A 23,999-nucleotide genomic window follows, 5' to 3' on the forward strand; every position below is an offset into this window, starting at 1 on the left:
GCGCACGCTCCGCGACGGCACGCTCAGAGCGAGCGGATCCACTCCCACTGCCGCCGGAGGCCCTCCTCCAGCGTGACCTTCGGCTCCCAGCCCAGGGCCTCGCGTGCGCGCGTGCTGTCGCCGCCGGTGCGGAACACGTCGCCGCGCACGGGGTCCAGGCGCTGCACGTCCAGGCGCTCACCGGTCACGGCGGCGATGGTGTCGAGCACCTCGTTGACCGAGACGCTGCTGCCGCCGGACAGGTTCATCACCCGCGGCAGGGCCGAGGTCGCGTCCAGGCCGGCGATCAGGGCGTCGACGATGTCGCCGACGAACGTGAAGTCGCGGATCTGCTCGCCCGTTCCGTAGACGGTGATCGGCGAGCCGTCCCGCGCCGCGCCGAGGAAGCGCGTGAAGGCCATGTCCGGCCGCTGCCGCGGACCGTACACGGTGAAGAAGCGGAACGCGGCCGTCTGTACGCCGAAGCTCTCGGCGTAGAGGCCGGTCAGGTGCTCCCCCGCCAGCTTGGTGACGCCGTAGGGCGACAGCGGGCGCGGCAGCATCTCCTCGTGGGTCGGATAGGTCTCGGCCTGGCCGTAGACGGACGACGACGACGCGTAGAGGAACCGCGTGCCAGGAGAGGTCCGCACGATCGACTCCAGCACCCGCTGGGTGGCGTCGACGTTGGCGCGCGTGTACGCCACGAAGTCGTCGCCCCACGACTTGCGCACGCCCGGCTGGCCCGCGAGGTGGACGACGGCGTCGGCGCCGTCGAGGACGGGCGCGAGATCGACCGTGTTGAGGTCGGCCTCCACGACGGTCAAGCCGGGGCCCGCGACGGCGTCGAGCGCGGCGCGCTTGAGCGCCGGGTCGTAGTACGGCGTCAGCGCGTCGACGACGACCACCTCGTCGCCCCGCCCCAACAGGGCGGCGACCAGTGTGCTCCCGATGAAACCGGCGCCGCCGGTGACGATGACCCTAATCGTGGCTTCCTCTCGCCCGCATGCGCTTGGCCGAGTCACCGACCCAGCGGATGGGCGCGGAGGCCTTCCACGAGGTGCTGGTCAGCAGGCCCTGGAGCTGGCCGCGCCACTCCGCCTCGATCCTGGCCTGATCGCGGGCGGCCGCCAGGCGCGTCTCGTGCAGTTCGCGACGCGTCTCCTCCAGCAGACGGTGGTCGTCGGCCTGGTCGGCGAGCTGCTTGGAGAGCTCGGCCGTCTCGCGCTTGAGGCGCGCGACCTCGGCGAGCAGCGGCCCGGCGTTGCGCTTGTTGTTCTTGCCCAGGTGGATCTTGCGGCCGACCTCGACCGGCCAGCTGTGCAGGTCCGAGTCGAAGTTCTCCAGCTCGACCGCGTTGACGCGGAGGCCGGACAGGCTGAGCGTGACGTTCGCGGAGAGCTGGTCGCGGCGCGAGAACCGGAGGACGTGGTCGAACCAGCGCTCCATCGCGACCTGCACCTCCGGGGTGTTGCGCCGGGCGATCATCCCGTTCCAGTAGGGGTGCTGCTGGAGGAGGTCGGGGTAGAGATCGGCGTAGTGCAGCAGCTGCTCCTGCACCCGGGCGGCGTCGTCGTAGTTGAGCGCGACGACCTCGTCGAACTCGTCGATGACGCGCTCCCGGTAGCTGTGCAGCGACACCGCGTAGTCGGCGTCGGCCAGCCACGCGTCGAGGATCTCGTCCGGGGTCTTCTTCAGCAGCACCGAATTGTCGATGTACAGCGTCTCCTCGAACCCGGCCACGTCCTCGTGACCGCGGATCTTGAACTCGCGCTGGCTGCGGACCAAGTCGAGCGGGAACATCGGCTCGACGTGGACGATCCTCCAGGTCTCGCTCGTCAGCGCCGCGTCGTCGGTGAAGCAGATGAACGGGATGTCCGTCTGCGTGGCGACAGGCTGCTCGAGCAGCTCCTCGTATCCACCCAGCAACGCCGTATAGACAGCACGACGTCCGCTCATTGGTTCTGGCTCCTTCGGGTAGACGATCCTGAAGACGATATCACCTGGCCACTGTAGGGTTGTCGCATGCCCCGCCTGGTATTCCTCTACGCCGAGCCGTTCCGAGGAGCCGGCTCGACGGTGATGCGGGGCTTCCAACTCGCCGACCTCGCGCGCGACCAGCTCAGCCGGCACAGCGTGCACGTCAAGGCCCTCGGTTCCCGCGTGCGCAACTCGACCGTCTTCCTCACCAAGGGCGCCCTGAAGCTCGCGACCCCGGCGCAGCTCGACGAGCTCGTGCGCCACGGCAACCGGCTCCTGTTCGACCCGGTGGACGAGCTGCCGCCCGGCACCACCGCCCGGTTCGCGGACGTCCTCGTCGCGAGCTCGCTGACCGCGTTCGAGGAGTACGGCCGCGCCTACCCCGGCACCCGGGTCGCCCTGGTCAACCACCACGTCGACCCGCGGCTCGACACGACGCAGCCGCCGCGCGACACGTTCCGCGCCGGCTACTTCGGCGAGAGCATCAACGCCGTGCTCACCCCGCGGATCGAGGAGACCGTCGACGTCGTCCCGATCGACACCTCGCGCGAGGACGCCGGCTGGCTCGCGCGGGTCGGCGACTACTCGTTCCACTACGCCGTGCGCCTGCACCGCGAGCTCGACCACTACAAGCCGTTCCTCAAGGGCTTCACCGCAGCCCACTGCGGCGCGCCGGTGCTCATCCAGCGCGACCAGCAGGAGGCCGTCCGCTGGCTCGGCGGCGACTACCCGTACCTGATCGACGCCCCGGTCTCGGAGCAGCAGATCCTCGACGCCCTCGCCGAGGCCGAGTCCGACTTCGGCGGTCCGCGCTGGCGCCGGGCGCTGGCAACGATGGCCGGCATCCGCTCGCGCACCACCCCGCAGCGCATCGGCGAGGAGCTCGCGGCGGCGGTGCTGTAGCCGCCGGCCTCCGCGCCCGCGCACCGGTCCTCGCAGGCTGTCGATCTATGCTGGAGGGCGATGTCCTCACCCGTCCCCTCCCGCGCGACCGCCGTCGTCACCGTCAGCTACAACTCGAGCGGCGAGCTCGGCGGCTTCCTCGACTCCGTCGACAGCGGCGAGCTCGCACCGCACACCTACATCGCGGACAACCTGTCGGCCGACCTGGAGGCGACCAGGGCCATCGCGGCCGCGCACAACGCGACGGTCGTGGAGGTGGGCGAGAACCGCGGCTACGGCGGCGCCGTCAACGCGGCCGCGGCGGCCCTGCCGGACGAGGTCCGCTACATCCTGGTGTCCAACCCGGACGTGCGGCTCTCCCCGGACACCGTCCGCGTCCTCGTGCAGACGCTGGAGGACCGCCCGGAGCTCGGCGCCGTCGGCCCCCGCGTGCTCAACGTGGACGGCACGCCGTACCCGTCCGCGCGCTCCTTCCCGTCGCTGCGGACCGGGATCGGCCACGCGGTGTTCTTCTCGCTCTGGCCGGGCAACCCGTGGAGCCGCCGGTACCTGTCGCACCGCGACGGCTCGCTGGAGCCGCGCACGGTCGACTGGCTGTCCGGGTCGTGCGTGCTGGTCCGCCGGTCCGCGTTCGACCAGCTCGGCGGGTTCGACGAGGGGTACTTCATGTACTTCGAGGACGTCGACCTCGGCTACCGGCTCGCCAAGGCGGGCTGGAAGCGGCTCTTCCTGCCGACGACCAGCGTCGTCCACTCCGGGGCGCACTCCACGACCACGGAGTCCGCCAAGATGATCCGCGCGCATCACGACAGCGCCTACCGCTACCTGAGCCGCAAGTACTCCGGCCCGCTGCTGGCGCCGCTGCGCTGGATCCTCCGGCTGGGCCTGGACCTGCGCGCCGCCTACCTCACCCGCCGGGCAGCGTAGGCGTCGGCGGGGGTGGGCGTCAGCCCTCCAGCAGCCGCATGAGGTACTGGCCGTAGCCGCTCTTCACCAGCGGCGCGGCGAGCTCGGCGAGACGCTGGTCGTCGATCCAGCCCGCCCGCCAGGCGACCTCCTCGACGCAGCCGACCTTGAAGCCCTGCCGGTCCTCGATCACGCGCACGTACTCCGACGCCTGCATCATCGACTCGAATGTCCCGGTGTCGAGCCACGCGGTTCCGCGGTCGAGCACCTGGACCTGCAGGTTGCCGGACTCCAGGTAGCGCTCGTTGACCGTCGAGATCTCCAGCTCGCCGCGCGCGCTGGGCTCGATGGTCTTGGCGATCTCGACGACAGAGTTGTCGTAGAAGTACAGGCCGGGGACGGCGTACTTGCTCTTGGGCCTGACCGGCTTCTCCTCGATGGAGAGCGCGGTGAAGTTGTCGTCGAACTCGACCACGCCGTACGCGGTCGGGTCGCTCACCTGGTAGGCGAAGATCAGGGCGCCGTCGATGTCGTTGTGCTGCCGCAGCGACGAGCCGAGGCCGGTGCCGTGGAAGATGTTGTCGCCGAGGACGAGCGCGACCGACTCGTCGCCGATGAACTCCTCGCCGATGATGAACGCCTGCGCGAGCCCGTCCGGCGACGGCTGCACCGCGTACTCCAGCCGGATGCCGAGCTGCGAGCCGTCGCCGAAGAGGGCGCGGAACTGCTCGTTGTACTCGGGCGTGGTGATGATGAGGATCTCGTTGATCCCCGCCATCATCAGCGTCGACAGCGGGTAGTAGACCATCGGCTTGTCGTAGATGGGCATGAGCTGCTTGGAGATGCCCTTGGTGATGGGCCAGAGCCGGGTGCCGGAGCCGCCGGCGAGGATGATTCCGCGCATGGTGTGGGGTCGTCCTTACTTGTCGTTCAGCGAGGCGTAGAAGGCGCGCGCAGCATCCCAGGTGGGGAGCAGTCCGCTGTCTTTCGCCTGCAGGAGGCCGGGGGCGTCGGTGTCCTTGGCGGAGAGCAGGAGGTCGTCCGCCGGCAGGGGGAAACCGAGGGCGATGTCGCCGTCGAGCGGGTTGATCCCGTGCTCACGTCCCGGGTTGTACACGTCGGTCACCAGGTAGCTCACGGTCGCGTCGTCGGTCAGCGCGACGAAGCAGTGGCCGAGGCCCTCCGCCACGTAGATGGCGCGGCGGTCGGTGTCGTCCAGCAGCACGGAGTCCCACTGGCCGAACGTCGGCGAGCCGACGCGGATGTCGATGACGAAGTCGAGCACGGCGCCGCGAGGCGCCATCACGTACTTGGCCTGGCTCGGCGGGATGTCGGCGAAGTGGATGCCCCGGACCGAGCCTCGGCGCGACACCGAGGTGTTGCCCTGCTTGAGGTCGAGCGAGTGACCCACCGCCTCCTCCAACCGGTCGAACCGGTAGAACTCGAAGAACAGGCCGCGGTCGTCCGCGTGCTGCACCGGGGTGATCTCGTAGGCGTCGGGGATCGAAAGTTCTCGGATCTGCACCCGTGGAGTCTACCAACGGGGCCTCACGGTAGACTCGACGCCGGTTCACCGACAGAAAGCAGCCCATCCGCATGAAGATTCTCGTCACCGGTGGCGCCGGGTTCATCGGCTCCAACTTCGTCCGCCGCACCCTGCAGGACGCCTACCCGGGCCTGGAGGGCGCCGAGGTCGTCGTCCTCGACGCACTGACCTACTCGGGCAACCTGGCGAACCTCGCCCCGGTCGCGGACTCCCCGCGCTACACCTTCGTCAAGGGCGACATCCGCGACGGCGGCCTGCTGGACGAGCTGTTCCCGACGATCGACGCCGTGGTGCACTTCGCCGCCGAGTCGCACGTCGACCGCTCGGTGCGCGACGCGTCGATCTTCGTGGAGACCAACGTCCTCGGCACGCAGCAGCTGCTCGACGCCGCCCTGCGCAACAAGGTCGAGCGCTTCGTGCACGTGTCCACCGACGAGGTCTACGGCTCGATCGCGGAGGGCTCGTGGGCGGAGGACCGCCCGCTGGAGCCGAACTCCCCGTACTCGGCGTCGAAGGCCGGCAGCGACCTCCTCGCCCGCAGCTACTTCCGCACGCACGGGCTGAATCTGTCGATCACGCGCTGCTCGAACAACTACGGCCCGTACCACTTCCCCGAGAAGGTCATCCCGCTTTTCGTCACCAACCTGATCGACGACAAGCACGTCCCGCTCTACGGCGAGGGCAACAACATCCGCGACTGGCTGCACGTCGACGACCACACCCGCGGCATCGCGATGGTGCTCGTCAACGGCCGCGCGGGCGAGATCTACAACATCGGCGGCGGCACCGAGCTCACCAACAAGGAGCTCACCCAGCTGCTGCTCGACGCCACCGGCAAGGACTGGTCGTACGTCGACCGCGTCGCCGACCGCCTCGGCCATGACCTGCGCTACTCGGTCGACATCTCCAAGATCCAGAGCGAGCTCGGCTACGAGCCGCTGGTCCCGTTCCAGCAGGGCCTCGCCGACGTCGTGCAGTGGTACCGCGACAACCGCGACTGGTGGGAGCCGCTCAAGGCCCGCGCCGCGCTGGACAACTGATGCGCGTCCTCGTCGCCGGAGCGAACGGACAGCTCGGCCAGGACCTGCAGAAGGCGCTGGCCGCGCACGGGCACGAGGTGACGGCGCTCGGCCGCGCCGGGCTCGACGTGACCGACCGTGAGGCGGCCGTCGCCGCGGCCGCCGGCCACGACGCCGTCGTCAACGCCTCGGCCTACACCAAGGTGGACGACGCCGAGACGCACGAGGACGAGGCCTACGCGATCAACGCGCTCGGCACCGAGAACCTCGCCGTCGCCGCCGCGCAGGCCGGCGCCCGGTACGTGACCGTCTCCACCGACTACGTGTTCGACGGCCACGCCACCGAGCCGTACGCCGAGGACACCGTGCGCGACCCGATCAACGCCTACGGCCGCACCAAGGCGGCCGGCGAGGAGCTCGCGCTCGCCGCCCACCCGGACGGCACGTACGTCGTGCGCACCGCGTGGCTCTACGGCGCGGGCGGCCCGAACTTCGCCAAGACGATGGTGAAGCTCGCCGGCAGCCACGAGACGGTGAGCGTCGTCGCCGACCAGCTCGGCCAGCCGACGTGGACCGGCGACCTCGCCGAACAGATCGTCTCCCTCCTGGAGTCCGACGCTCCCGCCGGGGTCTACCACGGCACGAACTCGGGCCAGGCGAGCTGGTTCGAGTTCGCGAAGGCGGTCTTCAGCGCGGCCGGATTGAACCCTGATAGGGTCACACCGACCGACAGCGCGACGTTCGTCCGTCCCGCACCCCGACCGTCCTATTCCGTGCTCGCGCACGGGGCATGGGCGAAGGCCGGACTGGCGCCGATGCGGTCGTGGGAGGCCGCCCTGGCAGACGCCGCACGGCAGGGAGTCCTGGACCTGGAGACGAATGACGACACTCAGCGTGGTGGTCGATGAGCTCACCTCGGCCGAGACCGGCGGAGCCCGCCGGTACACCGAGGAGCTGACCCGTCAGCTGATCGCCACCGCACCCGCAGGCTGCGAAGTGCGCGCGTACGTGTCCAACGTCCCCGACGAGCAGCTCGCCGAGTTGCGCGCCGCCCTCCCCGGGCTCGCCGACCTGGTGCGGCTGCCGCTCGCCCGCCGCGAGCTCTCGCTGGCCTGGCAGTCGGGCATCGCCGTGGGCGGCGTCCGCGGGATGGTGCACGCGCCGAGCCTCCTCGCTCCGCTGCGCAAGCACGACACCCTGAACAACGGCGACCAGGTCGCCGTGACGATCCACGACACCCTCGCCTGGACGCATCCCGAGTCGCTCGGCACCGCGACGGTGATGTGGACGAAGTCGATGGCCAAGCGCGCCCGCAAGCACGCCGATGCGATCGTCGTCCCCACGCACGCAGTCGCGAACAGCCTCGCGGACTCCCTCGACTTCGGCGACCGCATCCGGGTCATCGGCGGCGCCCCCGCGACGACGCTGCGGCTCCCGGCCGACGCCGACGAGCGCGCCGCCCGGCTCGGCCTGCCGCCGGTCTACGCGTTCACGCTCGGCTCGATCATGCCCCGCAAGGGCATCGCGCCGCTCATCCGCGCCATCGCGCGGCCTGAGGCCCACGACATCCCGCTGCTCATCGCCGGCCCGGACCGCTACGGCGACGGCACGGCGACCGGTGTGGCCGCCGCGGCGGGCCTGCCGGAGGACCGCGTGCGCGCGCTGGGGCGTCTGGACGACGCCGACCTCGCGGTCGTGCTCGACCGGGCAACCCTGTTCGTCTACCCGAGCCTCGCCGAGGGCTTCGGCCTGCCGATCGTGGAGGCGTTCAAGTTCGGCCTCCCGGTCATCCACTCCGACGACCCCGCCCTGGTGGAGGTCGCCGCCGGCGCGAGCCTGGTCGTGGAGCGGCCGGCCTCCGCCGAGGACGACGCCGGCTACAGCGAGCGCCTCGCCGGCGCGATCGGCCGCGTGCTCGACGAGGCGGAGCTGCGCAGCCGCCTGGGCGTGCTCGCCTCCGACCGCGCCCGCGCCTTCAGCTGGCGCGACTCCGCCGAGCGCGTCTGGCAGCTGCACGCCGACCTCTGACGCGATTCGTGCCGAATGGCGCGAATGCGCCGGTGAAAGCCGCCATTCGTGCCGAATGTCAGCGGGTGGCGGCGCGCTCCGCGTGCTCGGCGTGCTCGACGCGCTCAGTGGGCTCGGGGCCGAACCAGGCGCGATAGCGCGCGGAAGCCCACTCGCCGGCGGCCTTCGACCAGCCGTGGCTGCGCTTCTCGATCAGCCAGGTGAAGCCGACCGCGACCAGCCCCGCCAGCGGCACGGCGAACAGCAGCGGCACATACCAGGCCTGCCCGGCGAACAGGTACGTGCTGAACAGGATGATCGGCACGTGCACCAGGTACAGGCTGAACGAGATCGCGCCGAGGAACTGCAGCGGACGCGACTCGAACACCGCACGCAGCGGGGTCCAGCCGATCGCGGCGACCACGAGGCCGGCCGCCGCCAGCGGGAGCAGCCCCTTCAGCACGTTGTCGAGCTCCGGGATGCTCCCCACGCCCGGGCCGATCAGCCACGGCGCGATGAGCAGCAGCGCGCTGCCGACCGTGAGCCCGGCCCACAGCGGGTGCCGGAACCAGCGGGTGTTGATCCGCGCGGCGGCGTCGCGGACCACGTCGAGCCGCACGGCGATGATCGCGCCGACGAAGAACGCCGGGAAGTACTGCAGCTCCCCCGATCCGGCGTGCGCGCCCAGCCAGGTCAGCGCGCAGGCCAGCGCCAGGCCGCCGATCCACCACCTGCGCACGGCGAGCGCCGCGATCGCGAACACCGGCAGCAGCAGCGAGAACGCGAGCTCCCAGCGCAGCGACCACAGCGGGTTGTTGATCTGGCCGTCGCCGCCGAGCAGGTCGATCGCCTTGACGATGTACTCCCACGAGAAGTTCGGGGTCGAGGAGTTGCTGAGCCATGTCCCGCTCGGCTGGGTGCTGACCTGCGGGATGGCGGCCACCCACGCCGCGGCGAGCACGACCGACGCCGCGACCGGCACCATCAGCCGCACCACGCGGCGCGGGAAGTAGGCGACCCAGTCGAAGCCGCGCCGGCGCACCGCGGGCAGCGTCACCACCAGCCCGGACAGCACGAAGAACACGATCACCGACTCCACGCCGGCGGAGGCCAGCTTGAGCGGCGTGTAGCTGATCCACCACATGAAGGACCCGGCTGGGGCGTGGCCGCCGCCCGGGGCCCCGGGGAACTCCGGGTTGGTGTAGAGGGCGTGGTGGAAGACGACGACGACCGCCGCGAGCCCCCGGAGTCCGTCGAGGGCTGTCAGGCGTGCACTGCTGTTCATCCGCGTCTTCTGGTCCACACTTCCACCTGTACCCGTCATAGGCGGGCGACGGTACCGGCGGGCGCTGGGTGGTTCCTGTGACCTGTTCAGGGGTCAGCTGGGACGGGTGGGCTCAGTGGCCGGACGGCGTGGGCGTCGACGGCGTCAGCGCCGTCTTCACGAGCTGGCGGATCTGCGTGTAGTCCGGCTTCGTCGGGTCGATCGCGGGAGGCACGAGCTCCAGTTTGTCGACGGGCTGCGCGCGCGTCTTCATGCCGAGGTCGACGAAGTAGCCGAGCATCGACTGCGGGATGTCGGTCTTCATCACCTGCGCGCCGGCGTGGGCGATGTCCTGGAACTTGGTGACGACGTTGAGCGGGTTGAACTGCTTGAGGATCGCGTCCTGCAGCTGCCGCTGGCGCGCCATCCGGTCGTAGTCGCTGGTGCCGTGCCGTGCCCGCGCGTACCACTGGGCGTGGTAGCCGTCCATGTGGTGCTCGCCGGGCTGGATCCACTCCACGACGCCGTTCAGGTTCTCGTCGCCGCCGATCGGCACCTTCTCGGTCACCGTGATGTCGACCCCGCCGAGCGCGTCGATCAGGTCGGCGAAGCCCTGCATGTCGATGAGCACGTAGTACTGGATGGTCAGTCCGGTCGCGCCTTCCAGCGCGTCGCGCATCGCCTCGATCCCCGGCTCGCTCTGCTGCTTCTTCGCGTTCGGGTACAGGCCGGACTTGTAGAGCTCGACCTCGGTGTAGATGGAGTTGAGCTGGCAGACGTCGACGTCGCACTTGTCGTGGTAGCCGTAGCCGTCCGGGTAGACGGCCCGCAGCGGCGATTTCGGGGAGAACGGCACCGGGTTCAGGTCGCGCGGCAGGCCGATCGTGACGGCCTTCCCGGTGCTCGCGTCGATGCTGACGATCGACATGCTGTCCGGGCGCAGCCCCTGCCGGTCGGGCCCGGCGTCGCCGCCGAGCAGCATGATGTTGTAGCGGCCGTCCACCGGTGCGACGGGGGCGCCGTCGGCGAAGATGTCGCCGAGAGCGCCGCGCGCCGAGCCGGCGACCGCCGAGCCGTAGGCCGCGGTGCCGGCCAGCCCGACCAGCACCAGGACGGAGAACGCGGCGATCCAGCCGCGCATCTTCGCCCGCGCCTTGATCAGCCGGACGAGCCGCAGCGTGTCGAGGGTGAGCACCACCCACAGCACGGCGTACGCGATGAGCAGGATCTGGACGACGGTGAGGCTGCCCGCCTGGGTCGCGAACGTGTACAGCGACGACGGGGACGCGATCACCAGGATCAGCGCCACGAGCCCGAGCAGCCACAGCGCCAGGGTCGCGTAGATCCCCACGCGTCCGAGGGCGCGGTTGCCCGCGACGAGCTGGGGCGTTCCGGGGAGCAGGATGTTGAGGCCGACGAGCCACCATCCGCGCGCGGTCATCTCCCCCGGCGACGACGCGTCGGGGTTCCGCAGCGGGGTCCGCGAACTCATAGCCGCGACTGCAGCGCCCGGTTCTTCTCCTCCACGCTCGCCTCGAGGTCGGCGGCGAAGCGCGCAAGAGCGGCGGACAGCTCCGGGTCGGAGGTGGCGAGGATCTTGACGGCGAGCAGCCCGGCGTTGCGGGCGCCGCCGATGGACACAGTCGCGACGGGGACGCCTGCGGGCATCTGCACGATCGACAGCAGCGAGTCCAGGCCGTCCAGCCGCGCGAGCGGCACCGGCACGCCGACGACGGGGAGGGTGGTGACGGCCGCGATCATCCCGGGCAGGTGCGCGGCGCCGCCGGCTCCGGCGATGATGACGCGCACACCCCGGCCGGCCGCCTCCTTGCCGAAGGCGATCATCTTCTCGGGCGTGCGGTGCGCGGAGACGACCTCGACCTCGTGCGCCACACCGAACTCGGTGAGCACCTTCGAGGCCTCCTCCATCACCGACCAGTCGGAGTCGGAGCCCATGATCACGGACACGACGGGCTGGGACTGTGCGGGCATGCGACCCAGGATAGGTGCGGCGCGCGGCGTGGGTGGGTTAGGCCCGCCGCGAGGGACGGAGATTCGGGACGAATCCGGGCTCAGCCCTCGAAGAAGGAGGCCGCCGCGCGGGCGCGGTAGGCCACGTCGTCCAGGTCGTCGCCGCTCACGGTGACGTGGCCGACCTTGCGCCCCGGCCGCGGCGCCTTGCCGTAGCCGTGGAACTTGGCCTCCGGATGCGCCGCCAGCGCCGCCGGGTAGCGGTCCTGCAGCGTCCCCTCGGCGGGGCCGCCCAGGATGTTGACCATCACCGACCACTCCTCGCGCGGCGCCGTCGAGCCGAGCGGGAGGTCGAGGACCGCGCGCAGGTGCTGCTCGAACTGGCCGGTGACCGCGCCCTCGATCGACCAGTGGCCGCTGTTGTGCGGGCGCATGGCCAGCTCGTTGATCAGCACCCGGCCGTCGGTCGTCTCGAACAGCTCCACCGCGAGCACCCCCGTGACGCCGAGACCCTCCGCGACGTGGCGGGCGATGTCGGCGGAGGCCTGCGCCACACGGCCGACCGAGCCGGGCGCCGGGGCGATCACCTCGGCGCAGACGCCGTCGCGCTGCACCGTCTCCACGACCGGCCACGCGGCGATCTCGCCGGACGGGCGCCGCGCGACGAGCTGCGCCAGCTCGCGGCGGAAGTCCACCAGCTCCTCGACCAGCAGCGCGCCGCCGCGGCCGTCCTCGGCGAGCGCGAGGAACCAGTCGTCGGCGCCGGAGGCCTCCGACACCACGCGGACGCCCTTGCCGTCGTACCCGCCGCGCGCCGTCTTCACGACCGCGCGGCCGCCGTGGTCGGCGAGGAACACGCCGAGCTCGTCGGCGGACTCCACCGCCGCCCAGTCCGGCACCGGGAGGCCCAGCTCGCTGAGCTTGGCGCGCATCTGCAGCTTGTCCTGCGCGTAGAGCAGCGCGTCGGGGCCGGGGTGCACCGGGATGCCGCGGCCGACCAGCTCACGCAGGATCGCCGGAGGCACGTGCTCGTGGTCGAAGGTCACGACGTCCACCGTCTCGGCGAACGCGAGCACCGTGTCGAGGTCGCGGTAGTCGCCGACGCCGGTCGCGGCCAGGTCGGCGCTCATCCCCTCGGCCTCCTCCAGCACGCGGATGTCGATGCCGAGCTCCACCGCGGGAGGGATCATCATCCTGGCCAGCTGTCCGCCGCCGATCACACCGACTTTGTTCCTGGCCATCTCCGATGTCTCTCCTCGATACTCTTCACACGGTGCGCGGGCAACTCCCAGATACCGGACACCCGGGCCGCGTAATGTGGCGAACGCACTCCTATCTTCCCGCATAGCCAGGCTGGAGCATGACGACCGAGACGACCACAGCGCACCGCACGGGGCGCTTCCTCCCGCAGCTGATCAAGTTCGGCGCGGTGGGCGCCGTCGGCTTCGGGGTCAACCTCGTCGTCTTCAACGTGATGCTGCTGATCGTGCTGCGCAACGTGGAGCACCGGACGATCTACGCGACGATCATCGCGACGGTCATCGCCATCCTGACGAACTGGATCGGCAACCGCTACTGGGCGTTCTCCGGCCAGCGCCAGGACAACGCCGCCCGGGAGGGCGTCGAGTTCTTCGCCGTCAGCCTCGCCACCGGCACCGGCATCCCGCTGCTGTGCGTGTGGGTGTCGCACTACCTGCTCGGCATGGTGGGCCCGGTCGCCGACAACATCTCGGCGAACGTCGTCGGACTCGCGGTCGGCATGCTGTTCCGCTTCGCGCTCTACCGCTGGTGGGTGTTCTCCCCGGTGCGCGCCGAGAAGACGAAGGCGAAGGCCGGGACCACCACGGCCGTCGTCACGCCGGAGCCGGCCACCACGACGGGCTCAACGCTAGCGCGAACCCCAGACAGTGGTCTCGTCGGAGACTGACTCCGACTGCTGACGGCGCACCGCCACGACGGTCTGCGTGCGCTCCATCAGCTCGCTCAGCGCGCGCTGCACCTGATCGGCCTTCGGCACGTCCCGCAGCACGACCGGGTGGTCGAGGCCGGAGTTGATCAGCACGTCCCCGGAGCGGAACATGCTCTGCAGCCACGAGCGCCGCACCGCGACGTCGTAGCCGCGGCTGTGCAGCAGCTCCTGGCGCACCCGCACGAAGAAGCCGTGCCGGATGATCAGCCGGCGCGTCGTGATCGTGTAGCGCCGGCTCAGCCAGACGGCGAGCGGGAGCAGGAACAGCAGGAGGACGACGGCGGCCGCCGCGCTCCACAGCAGCACGACCTCCCACACCTCGGAGACGCGTCCGGCGAAGAAGCCGACGCCGCCCGCCGCGGCGATCAGCGCCAGGCTCGGCCAGAACATCGCGCGCGCGTTCGACCGCAGGCGGGCGATGACCCGCTCGGGAGGTGGCGCGGGCGTACCCTCCGGCGTGCTGCTCATGTATCCCATTAATACCGCAGGTGCGTCACGTCGCCCGCCGCCACCGCCGTGGGACCGTCATCCGAGTCCACGATCAGCCGTCCGGACTCGTCGATCGACGTCGCGGTGCCCAACAGCACGTCGCCGCCGGGGAGCTCGACGCGCACCGAGCGGCCGATCGTGTGGCAGGCCTCCACGACCTCGTCGCGCAGAGCGCTGCGCACCGGGTCGCCGCCCGCGGCCACGAACTCGCGGTAGAGCACGCTGAGCTGGGTGAGGTACGCCGCGAGCACGGCGTCCGGGTCGACGTCCGTCGCTCCGGCCAGGGCGAGCGAGGTGGAGGTCGGGGTGGGCAGCTCGTCGTGCTCTAGCGTCAGGTTCACCCCGGCGCCGACGATCACGCCGTCCATGCCCGGCAGCAGCTCCGACAGGATGCCGCACACCTTGGCCTCGTCGATCAGCACGTCGTTCGGCCACTTGACCGCGACCTCCCGGCTCGTGAAGCCCGAGAGCGCTCGGCTCATCGCGACCCCGGCGAGCAGCGGGAACCAGCCCAGCGCTTCCGGAGCGAGGCCCTCCGGGCGCAGCAGCACCGAGATGGCCAGCGACTTGCCTGGAGGCGAGACCCAGACCCGGCCCAGCCGGCCGCGGCCGCCCGTCTGGTTGTCGGTCACGACGACGGCGAGGTCGGGCAGGTCACCGGCGCGCGCCTGCAGCACGTCGTTGGTGGACGCCGCCTCCGGCAGCACCTCGAGGACGGGGACGACAGCCCGGCTGCGACGGAAGCTCATTGCTCAATTCTGCCAGCGAACGCCCTCGGATTTGTAGGAATCCGTAGACGGCATCGCTAATCGGCTGGCAGGTAGAGTGAACGGCGTGACCGACACCGAAGCACGTCAGAGCCCCGATCCCTTCACGACCGCCGGCAAGCTCGCCGACCTCAAGGAGCGGTTCCACGAGGCCGTGACCGCGAGCGGCCAGGCCGCGATCGAGAAGCAGCACGCGAAGGGCAAGCTGACCGCCCGCGAGCGCATCGACCTGCTCCTCGACCACGGGTCGTTCGTTGAGTTCGACGAGTTCGTCCGCCACCGCACCCACGCGTTCGGCATGGAGGCCAAGCGGCCGTACGGCGACGCGGTGGTGACCGGCGTCGGCACCATCCACGGCCGCAACGTCGCGGTCTTCAGCCAGGACTTCACCATCTTCGGCGGCAGCCTCGGCGAGGTCGCGGGCGAGAAGATCATCAAGGTCATGGACCACGCGCTCAAGACCGGCGTGCCGATGATCGGCATCCTCGACTCCGGCGGCGCGCGCATCCAGGAGGGCGTCGTCGCGCTCGGCAAATACGGCGAGATCTTCCGCCGCAACACCGCCGCCTCCGGCGTCATCCCGCAGATCTCCATCGTGATGGGCCCGGCGGCCGGCGGCGCGGTCTACTCCCCCGCGCTCACCGACTTCGTGATCATGGTCGACAAGTCGAGCCACATGTTCGTCACCGGCCCCGACGTGATCAAGACCGTCACCGGCGAGGACGTCGGCTTCGAGGAGCTCGGCGGCGCGCTCACCCACAACAAGATCTCCGGCGTCTCGCACTACCTCGCCAGCGACGAGGAGGACGCGCTCGACTACGCGCGCACCCTGCTCAGCTACCTGCCGCAGAACAACCTGGCGGAGCTGCCGGTGTTCGAGGCGGAGCCCGAGCTGGAGATCACCGATGCCGACCGCCGGCTCGACACGATCATCCCGGACTCCCCCAACCAGCCGTACGACGTGACCACGATCATCGAGGGGATCGTCGACGACGGCGAGTTCCTGGAGATCCAGCCGCTGTTCGCGCCCAACATCGTGATCGGCTTCGCCCGCGTGGAGGGCCGCTCGGTCGGCATCGTCGCCAACCAGCCCAGCTCGATGGCCGGCACGCTCAACATCGACGCGGGCGAGAAGGCGTCGCGGTTCGTGCGCTTCTGCGACGCGTTCAGCATCCCGATCCTCACCCTCGTGGACGTGCCCGGCTACCTGCCCGGCACCGACCAGGAGTGGACCGGCGTCATCCGGCGCGGCGCGAAGCTGCTCTACGCCTACGCGGAGGCCACCGTGCCGCTGGTGACGATCATCACCCGCAAGGCCTACGGCGGCGCCTACATCGTCATGGGCTCCAAGCAGCTCGGCGCCGACATGAACCTCGCCTGGCCGACGGCCGAGATCGCGGTCATGGGCGGCCAGGGCGCGGTCAACATCCTGTACCGCGGCGAGATCAAGCGCGCGGAGGAGGCCGGCGAGGACGTCGCCGCCGTGCGCGCCCGGCTCGCCAGCGAGTACACCTACAACGTCGCCAGCCCGTTCCTCGCCGCCGAGCGCGGTGAGCTGGACGGGGTGATCCAGCCGGCCGCCACGCGCATCTCGGTCATCAAGGCACTGCGGGCGCTGCGCACCAAGCGGGCGTCGCTGCCGCCGAAGAAGCACGGGAACATCCCGCTGTGAGCGGCGCGCACGCAGCGTCGGCCGGCCCGTCCCCGCTCGACCCGTCGCAGCTGCGATTCCTCACGAAGGGCGTGACCCCGGAGGAGATCGCGGCCGTCACCGCCGTGCTCGCGACGGCCGCGGCGGAGGCCGCTGCTGCGGCACGGGACGCCCGGCCGCAACACGGACCGGACGGCTGGGAGCGCACCCAGCGCGGCCTCCGGGAACCGCTCACCCCGGGTCCCGGGGTGTGGCGCTCATTCGCTGGCTGACTCCCGGGCGGCCGTACCCCGAAATCGGTTTTGTACCCCGACCGGGGTGTCCCCCACATCGGGGACACGCGGCAATCCGCCACGCACGCTCCGCGCGGCCCGGAAACTGTCCCCCTGGGGTCCCCCAAAATGACGACTATGTATTTATCGCCCGTGCCGACAATATTGTTATTGCTAGGTGTCTCTCCTCGTGAGTTACACCGCCAATCACTCGCCGACTAGGGTAAGCGGGCGAGTGTTTTGGGGGCGAGTCAGGACGATATTCGGGTTGTCGTCCTGACTCGGGGTTTGAAAAGGGGCCGACAAATTCGGGTGTCGGCCCCTTTCATCCGTTAAAGCCCACGTCTCCCGTCGCCGAGGGGCACGTTGTTGTCACTTCGGGGCGCCGAAAGTGACAACAACGTGCCCTTCGGCGGGTGATCAGGAGGCGGCGACCACGAGTGGGCGCGGGATCTCCAGCCAGAGGTCGACCTCGTCGTCCTCCGAGTCCGCTCCCAGCGCGTTGGCGGCGCCGTCGTCGGACATCCGCAAGCCGACGACCGTCACGGCGGTCTTGGACGACCGGGGCACCGTGCGCACGATCAGCTTGTCCGTCGTCGTGCCGCGGATGGCATCCGCGAGCCGGCGCAGGACCGTCTCCAGCCCGGACTGGTCGAGGTCGTCGATGCCGCCCTCGTCGAGCAGGCTCACGACCACGCCGCGGCGGCGGGCGTCCATGACCTCCCGGCGCACGTCGTCGTTGAGCAGGCGGCGACCGCGGATCTCGTCGCGGATGGCGCCCTCCAAATAGCGGCACTCGCGCCGCTCCGCCTCGGTGAGGTCGCCGCCACGGCGCACGATCTCCGCGAGCATCGGCGCGGCCACCCGATAGGTCTGCCGCAGGCGCAGCTGGCGCTCCATGACGTGCGCCTCCTGCGCGGCCTGCCACTCGGTGGCCTCCCGCTCCGCCCGCGCGAACTGGAGGGCGTCGCGGCCGGCCTTGGCGAGCGAGCCGGAGATGACGACGGCGACGCCGACCCAGACGACCGAGCCGATGACACCCAGCCCGGCGAGCGCGCCCGGTCCGGCCCAGACCACCGTCTGCACCGCCAGGAAGCCGACACCGACCCACGCGACGAACTGCTGGCGGCGCACGGCTGCGATCGTCATCAGCGTGCCCACCGCCGCGACGTACCAGGTCGCGTAGCCGTTGTCCTTGGCCGGGTTCAGCTCGCTGGTGACCAGGATCGGGATGACCACGCAGACGGCGAGGTCGAACGCTGCCAGCCACAACGGCATCTTGGTCGGGCTCGTCGGCCACAGGCTGATCACGGTCGCGACCGCGTACAGCGCCATCGCGACGATCGCCGGGCCTGGGGTGCCGGGGATGGACAGCGACGACAGCCCGAGGAACAGGTGGTAGGCCGAGAAGAGCGCTCCGAGGCCGAGGAACAGCACGCGGTTGAGGGTGATCATCCTGCGGCCTCCTGCTCGCGCTCCACGACCGAGGTGCGCTCGGCCGCGGGCCAGACGATGGTGACCGTCGTGCCCTCGCCGGGCGCTGAGACGACGCTCGCGCGGCCTCCGACCTTCGCCAGCCGCTCGCGGATGCTCACCCGCAGGCCCAGCCGCTCGGCGGGGACCTCGTCGGCGTCGAAGCCGCGGCCGTCGTCGGTCACGATCACTCGGACCGCCGCGCCGTGCTCGCCGCCGCGGACGACCACGCTGCGCCGCACCTCGTCGCCGCCGGCGTGCTGCATGCTGTTGACCATCGCCTGCACGGCCGCCGAGTAGACGGCCTCCGCGACGTTGACCGGGAGGCTGTGCAACTCGTCGTGGTCGCGCGCGTCCACCTCGAACGGCGACGAGAACGCCCGCGCGGCCGTCACCAGCCGGTCGGAGAGCTGCTCGACGCCGACCTGGGTCTGGTCCTCCGGGCCGGACGCCTCCGCGGCGTGCAGGTGGCCGATCGCGTCGGCGGCCATCCGAGCAGCGAGGTCCTTCTGCTCCTGCGTGCGGGCGCTCGCGGCGGACAGCAGCGTGGTCAGCACGCTGTCGTGGACGATCGCGTCGACCTGCACGCGCTCCACCTCCGTCGCGTGCTGGCGCACCGCGTTGCCGTACTTGGCGAGCGCCTGGCTCTGCGCGACGTCGACGGCGGTCGCCGCCTGCCGCATCATCGCGATGATGGCGAGGATGACGCCGCCGAGGATGATCGCGTAGACCGCGTCGAGCCCCGCCAGCTCCGCGCCGACTCCCCCGCCCGCGGGCAGCGCGCGGACGACGCCGTAGGCGATCGGGGTCACGATCGTGTAGGCGATGGCCAGCCAGAGCGGGTAGGCGACGGCGGCGAACGCGGTGAAGACCGAGCAGAGGAACCAGACCCACGGCTTGTCCGAGGTGAACGCCTTCGGGTCGGCGGCGAGCAGCGGCCAGGTGACGATCGCGGCGAAGTACACGACCGACAGCACGCCCATCGTGACCTTGACGACGCGCTGCGCGAAGATCGCCAGCAGCACGGTCAACGCGAGGCCGCCGAAGATCAGGACCAGGACGATGACGCCCCACGGACTGCGCAGGGCGCCGAGCTGCCCGAGCGCGGTCGGGAAGGTCTGCAGCCCGAAGACGAGGCCGAACGCCGACACCGTGCGGTCGGAGATGCGTTCGATCCTGGCTCTGCTGAGCGGGTTGCGCGGCTTGGCCGACTCGCGGGGTGCTCCGGCGGCGGAGCGCGGGACGCTAGGCGCGCTCATTGCCCGTGTCGGGGTCGAGCCCGGGCAGGATGCCGTCCTCGACCGCGCGGCGGAGGAGGTCCACCTTCGTCGGGGCAGGACGGCCGACTTCCACGTACTTCACGCGGATGCGGTCGAGGTACTCGCGCGCCGTCGAGTTGGCGATGCCGAGCTGGGCGGCGACCGCCTTGAGCGGCAGGCCGGACGCGTAGAGGTGGAGCACGTCGCGCTCCCGGCGGCCGAGCTGGGCCTTGGCGAAGTCGCTGTCCGCGTCGATCGCGGTGGCCCACTCCAGGTTGTTGAGCACGTCGCCGCGCGCGACCGTCTCGATCGCGTTCATGACCGTCGTGGTCGGCGAGGACTTCGGGATGACGCCGGCGGCGCCCGCGGCGAGCGCCTCGCGCACGCTGGCGACCCGGTCGGCGATGCTGTGGACGAGCACGGCGGCGCCGGTCGCCTGCGCGCGCTTGACGTTGTCGGTCACCTTGGAGCCGTCACCGAGCGACAGGTCGAGCACGACGACGTCGCACTCCTGCGTGCCGAGCTGCTGGACGAAGTCGTCCACCGTCGCCGCGGTGACCACCACTTCGTAGCCCGCGTCCTGACAGGCCGCTTTGAGCCCGAGCCGCACGGACTCGTGATCGTCGACGATTGCCACTCGCACCATGCTGACCATCGTAGTGTGCGGGTACATGTATTCCGGTCGGATCACGGAGTCAGCGTGGCGACGGCCTCCACATGGTGGGTGTTCGGGAACAGGTCGAAGGCCCGCAGCGTGCGCAGCGGGTAGCCGCGCTCGGCGAAGTAGGCGACGTCGCGCGCGAGGGCGACCGGGTCGCAGGCGACGTAGACGATCTGGGCCGGACGCATCGCGGCGACGGCGTCGACGACCTCCCGGCCGGCGCCGGAGCGCGGCGGGTCGAGCACGACGGTGGCCGCGCGCTGCCGTGCGCGCTCGGTCGCGGTGGCCTCCGCGGCCAGGCCGGTGACGAAGCGCTCCACCCGGGCGGTCACGGCGCTCGCGCCGACCCACTCGGCCAGGTTCTCCGCGGCGTCGTCGGTCGCGGCCTCGTCGGACTCGACCGAGGTGATGCGGAGCGTGGAGCCGAACCGGTCGCCCAGCGCCGCGGCGAGGAGGCCGACGCCGCCGTAGAGGTCGAGGTTCGCCGCGCGCGGGTCGAACAGCGCCTCGTCCACCGCGGAGCGGACGGCCTCCGTGAGGGTCGCCGCCGCCTGACGGTGCACCTGCCAGAAGCCGCGCGCGTCGAGCCGGAACTCGCGCTCGCCCACCCGCTCGCGGATCGGCACCGGACGGCGACGCGGCCGGACCAGCCGCTTGCCCCGCCGCTCCGGGAGGTCGTTGACCAGCACGTGGGTCGCGCCGCTGCCGGTCGCGACGACGTCGACGGACTCCGCTCCGGAGAAGCGCTGGCCGAACGGGGCCGACTCCTCGACGGCCGCCGTCGCCAGCGGGAGGTCGGTGACCGTGACGATGGTGTGGCTGCGGGCGGCGTACGGCCCGATCGCGCCGTCCTCGCCGACCTGGAGCCGGACGCGCGTGCGCCAGCCGGTGCCGTCGTCGGTCTCGCCGGCCACGGCCTCCACGACGGGGCCGGAGCCCGCGCCGAGCGCCTCGATGGCGGCCGCGTCGAGCTTCGCCGTGCGCTGGAGGGCGTCCACGATCACGCGCCGCTTGAGCTCGCGCTGGTGGTCCAGCCGGATGTGGCCGAACTCCGCGCCGCCCGCGCGCCGCTCCGGCGGCCGGCTCAGCGCCGCCGCGCCCCAGACGTGCTCGCGCCGCTCGGCCGCGGGCTCCAGCACCTCCACGAGCTCCGCACGCCAGAACCGGTCGTGCGCCTGGTCGGCGATCCGCGCGCGGACCCGCTCCCCCGGGATGGTGTCGGGCACGAAGACCACGCGGCCCTCGTGGCGGGCGACGAACACGCCGCCGTGCGCGACGTTGATAATGTCGAGTTCGACCTCGTCCTTCTGGGGCATCCTTCGAGCATCCCACAGGTGACCATGCGCCTCTACCTCGCCTCCACCTCCCCCGCCCGCCTCGCGCTGCTGCGCGCCGCCGGCGTCGAACCGATCGTGGTGCCGTCGCACGTGGACGAGCCCGCGGCCGTCGCGGCGGCGGAGGCCGAGCACGGGCCGCTGTCGCCGCATGCGATGGTGCAGCTGCTCGCGCGGCTCAAGGCGGAGGCCGTGCGCGGCACGCTGGACGGGGCGCCGATCGACGGCCTGATCCTCGGCGGCGACTCGGCGTTCGCGATCGACGGGCACATCCACGGCAAGCCGCACCTGGCGGAGGTCGCACGCGAGCGCTGGCTGCAGCAGCGCGGCCGCACCGGCATGCTCCACTCTGGGCACTGGCTGATCGACCACCGCGACGGGCGCGAGAACGGCGCGGTCGGCGCGGCCGCGGTGGCCTCCGTCACCTTCGCCGATGTCTCCGACGCCGAGATCGACGCGTACGTGGCGAGCGACGAGCCGCTGGAGGTCGCGGGCGCCTTCACCATCGACAGCCTCGGCGGGCCGTTCATCACCCGCGTGGAGGGCGACCCGAGCACCGTCGTGGGACTGTCGCTGTCGACGCTGCGCGACCTCGTGCGCCGGCTGGGCGTCGAGTGGACGGAGCTGTGGAACCGGGCCTGATCCGGATCCAGCAGCATTTGTCGACTCTCTGAAGCGTTGGGAATGCTTTTTTGTGAGGATCGTCCAAAAGCTGGTCCCGCTCCCGGCATAGGCTAGGGAATTGTGCCCCGTATCTCGAAGGTCCTCATCGCCAACCGAGGCGAGATCGCCGTCCGCGTCATCCGTGCCGCGAAGGACAGCGGAATCGCCTCCGTCGCCGTCTACGCCGACCAGGATCGCGACGCCCTGCACGTACGGCTCGCCGACGAGGCGTACGCCCTCGAGGGCACGACGAGCGCCGAGACCTACCTGGTCATCGACAAGATCCTCTCGGTCGCCCGCCGTTCAGGCGCAGACGCCGTGCACCCCGGCTACGGCTTCCTCGCCGAGAACGCCGACTTCGCCCGCGCCGTCATCGCGGCCGGCCTGACCTGGATCGGCCCGTCTCCGGAGGCCATCGAGCGCCTCGGCGACAAGGTGTCGGCCCGGCACGTCGCCGAGAAGGTGGGCGCGCCGCTCGCCCCCGGCACCCTCAACCCGGTCGCCGACGCGGCCGAGGTCCTCGACTTCGTCGACCAGTACGGCCTCCCGGTCGCCATCAAGGCGGCGTTCGGCGGCGGCGGCCGCGGCCTCAAGGTCGCCCGCACCCGCGACGAGGTCGCCGAGCTCTTCGACTCCGCGACCCGCGAGGCCATCGCCGCCTTCGGCCGCGGCGAGTGCTTCGTGGAGAAGTACCTCGACCAGCCGCGCCACGTCGAGACCCAGTGCCTCGCGGACGCCTACGGCAACGTCGTCGTGGTCTCCACCCGCGACTGCTCGCTGCAGCGACGCCACCAGAAGCTGGTGGAGGAGGCGCCCGCGCCGTTCCTCACCCCGGAGCAGCTCGACAAGCTCTACAGCGCGTCCAAGGCCATCCTCAAGGAGGTCGGCTACCAGGGCGCCGGCACCTGCGAGTTCCTGATCGGCAAGGACGGCACGGTGTCGTTCCTGGAGGTCAACACCCGTCTCCAGGTCGAGCACCCGGTCTCCGAGGAGGTCACCGGCATCGACCTCGTGCGCGAGCAGTTCCGCCTCGCCGAGGGCGGCGAGCTCGACTACGAGGACCCGACCCCGCGCGGCCACTCCTTCGAGTTCCGCATCAACGGCGAGGACGCCGGCCGCAACTTCATCCCCTCCCCCGGCCCCGTGCACGTCTTCAAGGCGCCGGGCGGCCCCGGTGTCCGCGTGGACAGCGGCATCCAGGCGGGCGACGTCATCTCCGGCGCGTTCGACTCGATGCTCGCCAAGCTCATCGTGACCGGCGCCAGCCGAGACGAGGCGCTGGAGCGCTCCCGCCGCGCCCTGGACGAGTTCGAGGTCGCCGGCCTGCCGACCGTGCTGCCCTTCCACCGTGCGATCGTGCGCGACCCCGCCTTCGCCCCGCAGGACGGCGAGCCGTTCTCGATCTACACCCGCTGGATCGAGACCGAGTGGGCCGGCGGCGTCGAGCCGTGGTCGGGCGAGCTGGGCGAGGCCGGCGCGGCCGAGCGCCGCAGCAACGTCGTGGTCGAGGTCGAGGGCAAGCGCATCGAGGTGTCGCTGCCCGCGCGCCTGCTCACCGGCGGCGGCCCGGCGGAGGCCGCGGCTCCCGCCCCGCGCCGCCGCTCCGGCGCGCACGCCGTGGACACGGCGACCGGCGACTCGGTGACCGCGCCCATGCAGGCCACCGTCGTGAAGGTCGCGGTCGCGGACGGCGATGAGGTCGTCAAGGGCGACCTGGTGCTGGTGCTGGAGGCCATGAAGATGGAGCAGCCCCTCACGGCCCACAAGGACGGCACCGTCGCCGGCATCAACGCCACCGTCGGCGACACCGTCTCCTCCGGCCACCTCCTCCTCAACATCGTCTAACCCCCCTCTCCCTCCTCCCTCCCGCAGCCAACGGAGGAGATCCC

Annotated in this window: 24 protein-coding genes; 10 read left to right on the top strand and 14 right to left on the bottom strand. The window is 71.2% G+C overall.

The features are described 5' to 3' along the window. Positions 1-23: 23 nt before the first annotated feature. Complete coding sequence (locus ABCS02_RS16505) at positions 24-1,001, bottom strand: NAD-dependent epimerase/dehydratase family protein (RefSeq protein WP_345836755.1); 978 nt, start codon at positions 999-1,001, stop codon at positions 24-26. Then, positions 958-1,935, bottom strand: a complete 978-nt coding sequence (locus ABCS02_RS16510) for a glycosyltransferase domain-containing protein (RefSeq protein WP_345836756.1) — start codon at positions 1,933-1,935, stop codon at positions 958-960. The genes ABCS02_RS16505 and ABCS02_RS16510 overlap by 44 nt, the downstream gene beginning before the upstream one ends. A gap of 66 nt (positions 1,936-2,001) precedes the next feature. Between ABCS02_RS16510 and ABCS02_RS16515 the strand changes: the two genes are divergently transcribed. Continuing rightward, positions 2,002-2,859: a hypothetical protein gene (locus tag ABCS02_RS16515; protein ID WP_345836757.1), complete on the top strand. Its 858-nt coding sequence runs from the start codon at positions 2,002-2,004 to the stop codon at positions 2,857-2,859. Positions 2,860-2,919: 60 nt separating this feature from the next. Next, entirely contained in the window at positions 2,920-3,786 is an 867-nt protein-coding gene (locus tag ABCS02_RS16520) for a glycosyltransferase family 2 protein (RefSeq protein ID WP_345836758.1), read from the top strand. Between the two features lie 19 nt (positions 3,787-3,805). Here the strand turns inward: ABCS02_RS16520 and rfbA are convergent, their stop codons facing one another. Both rfbA and rfbC read right to left on the bottom strand, forming a co-directional pair. After that, on the bottom strand, positions 3,806-4,669 hold the full coding sequence (gene rfbA, locus ABCS02_RS16525) for a glucose-1-phosphate thymidylyltransferase RfbA (RefSeq protein ID WP_345836759.1): 864 nt from the start codon (positions 4,667-4,669) through the stop codon (positions 3,806-3,808). A 15-nt stretch (positions 4,670-4,684) separates the two neighbouring features. Next, positions 4,685-5,290 carry a dTDP-4-dehydrorhamnose 3,5-epimerase gene (rfbC, locus tag ABCS02_RS16530; RefSeq protein ID WP_345836760.1) on the bottom strand — a complete coding sequence of 202 codons (606 nt, stop codon included), beginning with the start codon at positions 5,288-5,290 and terminating at the stop codon, positions 4,685-4,687. 71 nt (positions 5,291-5,361) lie between these two features. Between rfbC and rfbB the strand changes: the two genes are divergently transcribed. The 3 genes from rfbB to ABCS02_RS16545 are packed head-to-tail and all read left to right on the top strand — an operon-like array spanning position 5,362 to position 8,358. Further along, positions 5,362-6,351: a dTDP-glucose 4,6-dehydratase gene (gene rfbB, locus ABCS02_RS16535; RefSeq protein ID WP_345836761.1), complete on the top strand. Its 990-nt coding sequence runs from the start codon at positions 5,362-5,364 to the stop codon at positions 6,349-6,351. Further along, on the top strand, positions 6,351-7,238 hold the full coding sequence (gene rfbD / locus ABCS02_RS16540; RefSeq protein WP_345836762.1) for a dTDP-4-dehydrorhamnose reductase: 888 nt from the start codon (positions 6,351-6,353) through the stop codon (positions 7,236-7,238). The genes rfbB and rfbD overlap by 1 nt, the downstream gene beginning before the upstream one ends. Further along, the gene (locus ABCS02_RS16545) at positions 7,210-8,358 is read left to right on the top strand and encodes a glycosyltransferase family 1 protein (RefSeq protein WP_345836763.1); all 1,149 of its coding nucleotides are present in this window, start codon (positions 7,210-7,212) and stop codon (positions 8,356-8,358) included. The genes rfbD and ABCS02_RS16545 overlap by 29 nt, the downstream gene beginning before the upstream one ends. A 58-nt stretch (positions 8,359-8,416) precedes the next feature. On the opposite strand, the gene ABCS02_RS16550 is transcribed toward ABCS02_RS16545, so the two are convergent. The 4 genes from ABCS02_RS16550 to ABCS02_RS16565 all read right to left on the bottom strand — a co-directional run bounded on the left by ABCS02_RS16550 (position 8,417) and on the right by ABCS02_RS16565 (position 12,864). Continuing rightward, positions 8,417-9,622 (bottom strand): acyltransferase, encoded by a 1,206-nt coding sequence (locus ABCS02_RS16550; protein WP_345836764.1) that lies wholly within the window; start codon positions 9,620-9,622, stop codon positions 8,417-8,419. 112 nt (positions 9,623-9,734) lie between these two features. Next, positions 9,735-11,093, bottom strand: coding sequence for an LCP family protein (locus ABCS02_RS16555; RefSeq protein ID WP_345836765.1), 1,359 nt, complete (start codon positions 11,091-11,093; stop codon positions 9,735-9,737). Beyond that, positions 11,090-11,593, bottom strand: a complete 504-nt coding sequence (gene purE, locus ABCS02_RS16560) for a 5-(carboxyamino)imidazole ribonucleotide mutase (protein WP_345836766.1) — start codon at positions 11,591-11,593, stop codon at positions 11,090-11,092. Before purE ends, ABCS02_RS16555 begins: the two co-directional genes overlap by 4 nt. Before the next feature lie 80 nt (positions 11,594-11,673). Continuing rightward, entirely contained in the window at positions 11,674-12,864 is a 1,191-nt protein-coding gene (locus ABCS02_RS16565; RefSeq protein ID WP_345837330.1) for a 5-(carboxyamino)imidazole ribonucleotide synthase, read from the bottom strand. A 68-nt stretch (positions 12,865-12,932) separates the two neighbouring features. Between ABCS02_RS16565 and ABCS02_RS16570 the strand changes: the two genes are divergently transcribed. Next, on the top strand, positions 12,933-13,499 hold the full coding sequence (locus tag ABCS02_RS16570; RefSeq protein WP_345836767.1) for a GtrA family protein: 567 nt from the start codon (positions 12,933-12,935) through the stop codon (positions 13,497-13,499). On the opposite strand, the gene ABCS02_RS16575 is transcribed toward ABCS02_RS16570, so the two are convergent. Further along, complete coding sequence (locus ABCS02_RS16575) at positions 13,461-14,009, bottom strand: PH domain-containing protein (RefSeq protein ID WP_345836768.1); 549 nt, start codon at positions 14,007-14,009, stop codon at positions 13,461-13,463. The genes ABCS02_RS16570 and ABCS02_RS16575 overlap by 39 nt on opposite strands. An 8-nt stretch (positions 14,010-14,017) precedes the next feature. Continuing rightward, complete coding sequence (locus ABCS02_RS16580) at positions 14,018-14,779, bottom strand: biotin--[acetyl-CoA-carboxylase] ligase (RefSeq protein WP_345836769.1); 762 nt, start codon at positions 14,777-14,779, stop codon at positions 14,018-14,020. 76 nt (positions 14,780-14,855) lie between these two features. Here ABCS02_RS16580 and ABCS02_RS16585 point away from each other — a divergent pair, with 76 nt between their 5' ends. Both ABCS02_RS16585 and ABCS02_RS16590 read left to right on the top strand, forming a co-directional pair. After that, positions 14,856-16,469: an acyl-CoA carboxylase subunit beta gene (locus ABCS02_RS16585; protein WP_345836770.1), complete on the top strand. Its 1,614-nt coding sequence runs from the start codon at positions 14,856-14,858 to the stop codon at positions 16,467-16,469. Continuing rightward, positions 16,466-16,720 (top strand): acyl-CoA carboxylase epsilon subunit, encoded by a 255-nt coding sequence (locus tag ABCS02_RS16590; RefSeq protein ID WP_345836771.1) that lies wholly within the window; start codon positions 16,466-16,468, stop codon positions 16,718-16,720. Before ABCS02_RS16585 ends, ABCS02_RS16590 begins: the two co-directional genes overlap by 4 nt. 420 nt (positions 16,721-17,140) lie before the next feature. Here ABCS02_RS16590 and ABCS02_RS16595 read toward each other — a convergent pair whose 3' ends face one another. Genes ABCS02_RS16595 through ABCS02_RS16610 form a run of 4 tightly spaced genes read right to left on the bottom strand, consistent with a single transcriptional unit; the run spans position 17,141 to position 21,429 of the window. Beyond that, positions 17,141-18,175, bottom strand: coding sequence for a hypothetical protein (locus tag ABCS02_RS16595; RefSeq protein WP_345836772.1), 1,035 nt, complete (start codon positions 18,173-18,175; stop codon positions 17,141-17,143). Next, positions 18,172-19,452: an ATP-binding protein gene (locus ABCS02_RS16600; RefSeq protein WP_345836773.1), complete on the bottom strand. Its 1,281-nt coding sequence runs from the start codon at positions 19,450-19,452 to the stop codon at positions 18,172-18,174. Before ABCS02_RS16600 ends, ABCS02_RS16595 begins: the two co-directional genes overlap by 4 nt. Further along, positions 19,439-20,098: a response regulator transcription factor gene (locus ABCS02_RS16605; protein WP_345836774.1), complete on the bottom strand. Its 660-nt coding sequence runs from the start codon at positions 20,096-20,098 to the stop codon at positions 19,439-19,441. Before ABCS02_RS16605 ends, ABCS02_RS16600 begins: the two co-directional genes overlap by 14 nt. A 41-nt stretch (positions 20,099-20,139) precedes the next feature. Beyond that, positions 20,140-21,429: a TRAM domain-containing protein gene (locus ABCS02_RS16610; protein ID WP_345836775.1), complete on the bottom strand. Its 1,290-nt coding sequence runs from the start codon at positions 21,427-21,429 to the stop codon at positions 20,140-20,142. A 24-nt stretch (positions 21,430-21,453) separates the two neighbouring features. Here ABCS02_RS16610 and ABCS02_RS16615 point away from each other — a divergent pair, with 24 nt between their 5' ends. After that, a complete protein-coding gene (locus tag ABCS02_RS16615) occupies positions 21,454-22,089 on the top strand; it encodes a nucleoside triphosphate pyrophosphatase (RefSeq protein WP_345837331.1) in 636 nt (211 codons plus the stop codon). A 102-nt stretch (positions 22,090-22,191) separates the two neighbouring features. Beyond that, the gene (locus ABCS02_RS16620; RefSeq protein WP_345836776.1) at positions 22,192-23,955 is read left to right on the top strand and encodes a biotin carboxylase N-terminal domain-containing protein; all 1,764 of its coding nucleotides are present in this window, start codon (positions 22,192-22,194) and stop codon (positions 23,953-23,955) included. Positions 23,956-23,999: the final 44 nt, after the last annotated feature.

It is taken from the genome of Microbacterium sp. X-17 (genome assembly GCF_039615055.1).